Source organism: Stenotrophomonas sp. HMWF003 (assembly GCF_003061285.1).
In the GTDB taxonomy this organism is placed as follows: Bacteria; Pseudomonadota; Gammaproteobacteria; order Xanthomonadales; family Xanthomonadaceae; genus Stenotrophomonas; species Stenotrophomonas maltophilia_AP.
The window spans coordinates 1,241-6,510 of sequence record NZ_QAIW01000187.1 but is presented as its reverse complement, the minus strand read 5'-3'; the positions used below and the strand labels follow the sequence as shown (position 1 = coordinate 6,510).

Annotated in this window: 4 protein-coding genes and 1 pseudogene; all 5 read right to left on the bottom strand. The window is 67.5% G+C overall.

Annotated elements, in window-relative coordinates; all coding sequences use genetic code 11:
- A pseudogene (locus tag DBR34_RS22345) lies at positions 1 to 385 on the bottom strand (DUF4124 domain-containing protein); the annotation flags it as partial.
- 56 nt (positions 386 to 441) lie between these two features.
- Positions 442 to 1,002, bottom strand: a complete 561-nt coding sequence (locus DBR34_RS07535; protein ID WP_128096328.1) for a Sua5/YciO/YrdC/YwlC family protein — start codon at positions 1,000 to 1,002, stop codon at positions 442 to 444.
- A 113-nt stretch (positions 1,003 to 1,115) separates the two neighbouring features.
- The gene (locus DBR34_RS07530; RefSeq protein ID WP_128096327.1) at positions 1,116 to 3,617 is read right to left on the bottom strand and encodes a DNA topoisomerase I; all 2,502 of its coding nucleotides are present in this window, start codon (positions 3,615 to 3,617) and stop codon (positions 1,116 to 1,118) included.
- A gap of 191 nt (positions 3,618 to 3,808) precedes the next feature.
- Entirely contained in the window at positions 3,809 to 4,720 is a 912-nt protein-coding gene (locus DBR34_RS07525) for an RDD family protein (protein WP_128096326.1), read from the bottom strand.
- Positions 4,721 to 4,764: 44 nt separating this feature from the next.
- A partial coding sequence (locus tag DBR34_RS07520; protein WP_258223734.1) for a pilin occupies positions 4,765 to 5,270 on the bottom strand: 506 nt, incomplete at its 5' end.

Here is a 5,270-nt window from a genome sequence, read left to right as displayed (position 1 = left end):
GGTACACGCTGGTCCAGATCGGCACCCAGCGCGGATTGCCCTCGCCGCTGTCGCTGGTATAGCGGCTGCCGTCGTCGCGCACGCATTCGTACAGCGGTTGCGGCGGCTGCACGTAGACGTGGCGCACTTCGCGCTGCGGCGCCGCCGGTGCCGGCGTGGCAGCGGGGTCGCGGTCGCTGCGCACCACGCGCGGGGCGGGGTCGCGCGGGCGTTGCATGTCGCGTACTTCCTGGCGCCCGTCGCGGCAGGGTGCGTCCTGCAGCGACACCGCACCGTTGCTGCCCACGCACCGGTACACGCGCACATTGCCGGCGTCCTGCGCGGCCAGGGGCGCGCTGGCGCAGCACAGCAGCAGGGACAGGCGAAGGACAGTCGTTCGGCGCATGGGCCCAGTGTGCGGCTTTGCCGGCAGCGGCGCAAAACCCCCGGTCTGGTGGCCGCTCAGCTGCGCAGGACCTGGCCGCTGAGCGCGTCGCGGATCGGGGTGGGCTGGGCCAGGCCGCCGGTATCGCCGTCAACCAGGCCGTCCAGCAGCGGCAGCAGCGCCGGGTCCAGTTCGGCCCGGGTCCGTGCCGGTGGCTTGCCGGCCAGGTTGGCGCTGGTGGACACCAGCGGGCCGCCCCAGGCCTGGCACAACGCGGCCACCAACGGGTGCGCGCTGATGCGCACGGCAATGCCGCTGTGCGCGCCGGTGATCCAGCGCGGCGCGCGTGGGCCGGCCGGCAGGATCCAGGTGTTCGCACCGGGCCAGCTGGCCAGCACCACGGCCTGGCGTTGCGCGGGCAAGGCCTGCAGGCGCACCCAGTCGTCCAGCTGGGCCAGGTCGGCGGCCACCAGGATCATGCCTTTCTCGACCGGGCGCTGCTTGAGCTGCAGCAGCTTCATCACCGCCGCCTCATGGGCGGGATCGCAGCCCAGGCCCCAGACCGCTTCGGTCGGGTAAGCCACTACCCCGCCGGCGCGGAGCACGGGCAGGGCGGTATCCAGGGTGAGTTCGTTCATGGCGGCAACAGCGCAGGCGTGGGTGTAGGCCCGTATTATCCGCCCCCGGCGTGCCAACCGGGTGATCCCCGCGCAGATCCACGCCGGGCGTGGGCCTGCGCCGGTGGCGGCACTCAGGCCTTCTTGGCGACCGTCTTCTTGGCAGCCTTCTTGGTGGCCGCTTTCTTGGTCGCGGTCTTCTTCGTTGCCGCCTTCTTGGTGGCGGCTTTCTTCGCCGGTGCCTTCTTGGCGGCCGCCTTCTTCGGCGCGGCCTCCTTCTTCACCGTGGCCTTCTTGGCCACTACCTTCTTGGCCGCCTTCTTGCCGAAGCCCTTGCGCACCGGCTTGCCGGTTTCTTCCATCAACTGCTGCACTTCGGCCAGGGTCAGCGACGCCGGCTCACGATCCTTGGGGATCTTGCCGTTCATCCTGCCATCGCTGATGTACGGGCCGAAGCGGCCGTTCAACACCTGGATGTCGCTGCCCTCGAACTCCTTGATGATCCGGTTGCGCGCGATCTCTTCCTTCTCTTCGATCAGGAACACCGCACGGGCCAGGTCGATCGTGTAGGGATCGTCTTCCTTCTTCAGCGAGGCATAGGTGCTGCCGCGCTTGGCGAACGGACCGAAGCGGCCGATGCCGACGCTGACATCCTCGTCCTTGTCCTGGCCGAGCGCGCGCGGCATCAGGAACAGCTCCAGCGCGTCTTCCAGGGAAATGGTGTGCATCGACTGGCCGGGGCGCAGCGAGGCGAACTTGGGCTTGTCTTCGGCATCTTCGGCGGTGCTGCCGATCGCCGCGTACGGCCCGAAGCGACCCAGCCGCACGCTGACCGGCTTGCCGGTCTTGGGATCGGTGCCGAGTTCGCGCGCGCCACTGGCTTCGGCGCGGTCCACCGATTCGTTCTTTTCTTCGACCAGCTTGCTGAAGGGGTCCCAGAAACGGGCCATCAGCGGAATCCAGTCTTCCTCGCCACGCGACACCGCGTCGAGCTCGTCTTCGAGCTTGGCGGTGAAGTCGTAGTCCACGTACTGGGTGAAGTGGCTGGACAGGAACTTGGACACCGCACGGCCGACGTCGGACGGGCGGAAGCTGCGGCCTTCCATTTCCACGTACTTGCGGAACAGCAGGGTCTGGATGATCGAGGCGTAGGTCGACGGGCGGCCGATGCCATATTCTTCCAGCGCCTTGACCAGCGCCGCTTCGGTGAAGCGCGGCGGCGGCTGGGTGAAATGCTGGTCGGCCACGATGCGATCGAGCGGCACGCGGTCGCCGGGCTTCATCGCCGGCAGCTTGCGGCCTTCGTCGTCGTCTTCGGCGCTCTTGGTGTCCTTGCCTTCCTCGTATACGGCCAGGAAGCCGGGCACCACCACGGTGGTACCGCTGGCGCGGAACACGTGTTCGCTGCCGGCCGACAGGTCCACGCTCACGGTGTTGAGCGTGGCCGGGATCATCTGGCAGGCCACGGCCCGCTTCCAGATCAGTTCGTAGAGCTTGCGCTCGTCGTCGGTGAGGAAGCGCGCCACCTGGGCCGGGGTCCGCAGGGCCGAGGTCGGGCGCACCGCTTCATGCGCTTCCTGGGCGTTCTTGGACTTGGTCTGGTAGGTGTTGGGCTGGTCGGGCAGCGAGGCGATGCCGTAATCGCGGGCGATCACGTCGCGGATCTCGGCCAGTGCATCCTGGGACAGGTTGACCGAGTCGGTACGCATGTACGAGATCAGGCCGACGGTGCCTTCTTCCTCGCCGATGGCCACGCCTTCGTACAGCTTCTGTGCCACCTGCATGGTTTTGCGGGTGGTGAAGCCCAGCTTGCGCGAGGCTTCCTGCTGCAGCGTGGAGGTGGTGAACGGCGGGGCCGGGCGGCGCTTGCGCTCCTTGCTGGCCACGTCGGTGACATGCAGCGCGCCCTGCGCGGCCTGCTGGATGCGCAGGCGTGCGGCTTCGGCGGTATCGCCGTCGGTCACGGTGAACTGTTCGAACTTCTTGCCGTCCAGCTTGGTCAGGCGCGCGGTGAACGGCTGCGAGGGATGCGCGCAGGCGGCATCGATGCTCCAGTACTCGCGGGCGATGAAGGCTTCGATCTCTTCCTCGCGCTCGACGATCATGCGCAGCGCCGGGCTCTGCACGCGGCCGGCGGACAGGCCGCGCTGCACCTTGCGCCACAGCACCGGGGACAGGTTGAAGCCCACCAGGTAGTCCAGTGCGCGGCGTGCCTGCTGGGCATCCACCAGGTCGCCGGCGATCTCGCGCGGGTGGCCCATCGCTTCCTTGATGGCGCGCGGGGTGATCTCGGTGAAGACCACGCGCTGCATCGGCTTGTCCTTGACCAGCCCGCGTTCCTTCAGGATTTCGGCGATGTGCCAGCTGATCGCCTCACCCTCGCGATCCGGATCGGTGGCCAGGAAGATGTCGTCGGCGCCCTTGGCGGCCTTGACGATGGCATCGACGTGCTTCTCGTTCTTCTCGATGAGGTCGTAGCGCATCGCGAAGTTGTTGTTCGGGTCGACCGCGCCTTCCTTCGGCACCAGGTCGCGCACATGCCCATACGAGGCCAGGACCGTGAAGTCCTTGCCGAGGTATTTGTTGATCGTCTTGGCCTTGGCGGGCGATTCGACGATGAGCAGGTGCTTGGGCATGTCAGATTATTTCTGTGGGCAGCAGCCCGGGAGAGGGCGCTAGGGTGGAGCAAATGGCCGCATTAGTGAAGGGCAGCGGGCGATTTCCATAAACTGAACGCCCGGGTATGCGCCGGGCGTTCAGCTTTTTCTCTTATTAGAGGAATCACGACCGAGCCGCCCGTGTCAAGCGGCCCGGTGTGAGGGTGGGGTCAGGACATGGACGAGGCGATGACCCCGATCATGGCGATACCCACGCCGATGGCGGCCACGGTGAGCAGCGCCGAGACGACCAGAATCACGATGGTGAGCGTGCCCAGACCCTCCTGCTGCAGGTGTTCGTTCTCGGTGTAGGCCCATTTGTCGACCACCACGGTGTCGCAGATCATGTCGTGCAGGGCCTGCTTGCGCTCGGTGAAGGCGGCCATGATGAAACCGATCATCAGGGTCAGGCTGCTCAGCAGGAAGCCGAAGTAGCGCCCGATGCCGCGGCCCAGGGTGAGCCGTTCGCCGTTGCCGCGGACCACCTTGATGCCCACCGCCATCTTGCCCAGCGTGGCGCCGCCGGCCGAGGCATGGAAGCCGGCGTAGTAGGCCACGCCCAGGGCCAGGCCGGCCAGCATCGCCACCAGGCTCATCACCAGTGCCAGCGACTCGTTGCCCGACACCGCGCCGATGCCATTGAAGATCAGGCTGACCGGGATGTTGACCACGCTGACCACCAGCGAGTCGATGAAGTAGCTGGCGTAGCGCTTCCAGAAGCCGGCATAGACCACATGGCCGCCGCTGACCACGCCCGTGCCCGCAAGGCCGCTGCCTGCCGCCGGCGCGGTGTACGGCGAATGGGTGCCGCCACCGGTGCCCGGCAGCGGTGCGGTGCCGTTGTCGATGGCGGTGTAGTCGCCGCGCAGGTCGAAGCCGCTGCCCAGGTTCTCTGCGGCGCTGCTCAGGTTCTGCAGCTGCAGCTCGTCGACCGCCTCGGACAACGGCTTCCACTGCGCAAAGCCCTCACGCCAGACCAGCGTGGTCAGGCTGATCTGCGCGCGCTGGAAACGCAGGCGCATCTCGTCGGCGGTCAACGGGCCCTGGCGCTCCTGGCCATCGGCGAAATACCACTCAGTCATTGCTTCAATCCCCTTTGGGTTCATCCATGGACATGCGTCCGTTGTCAGCCGCGGCAGTGCTGCGGCAGGTACTTGTCATCCGGCTCGCCGGTGCATTCCCACTGGTGCAGTTCCGGGTCGTAATCCAGCCACAGCAGCTTGCCGTCCAGGGCCGCCTTGGCGGGCACCGTCAGCTCGGCCTCGATGCCGCAGTGGCTGTTGTCGAAGCGGCCGATCCGCACCGCCGACAGGTCGTCGCTGGCATAGCTTTCGGCCGGCTGGAAGCCCTCGTCGTCGTTGACCGGGCAGCGCCCGTGGGTCTGCACGAACTCGCTGACCTGCACCTTGATCGGGTCGAGCGCGGTGATGGCCTGCGCGGTCTTGGCGCGCAGCACATAGTCCTGGTAGGCGGGCAGGGCTATCGCGGCGAGGATGCCGATGACCGCCACCAGCACCAGCCCGCAGACGCCGGCCACGATACCGGCGATCGCGCAGCCGGACAGGCCCTGGCGCGGTGGTGCGGCGTCCATCGAAGGCGCTGCGGTGGCCGTTACCGGCGGGAAGGGCGCGG

Excerpts from the sequence above, each read along its gene's own strand:
- DBR34_RS07535 (WP_128096328.1), bottom strand. The coding sequence starts at position 1,002 with ATGAACGAACTCACCCTGGATACCGCCCTGCCCGTGCTCCGCGCCGGC.
- DBR34_RS07530 (WP_128096327.1), bottom strand. The coding sequence starts at position 3,617 with ATGCCCAAGCACCTGCTCATCGTCGAATCGCCCGCCAAGGCCAAGACG.
- DBR34_RS07525 (WP_128096326.1), bottom strand. The coding sequence starts at position 4,720 with ATGACTGAGTGGTATTTCGCCGATGGCCAGGAGCGCCAGGGCCCGTTG.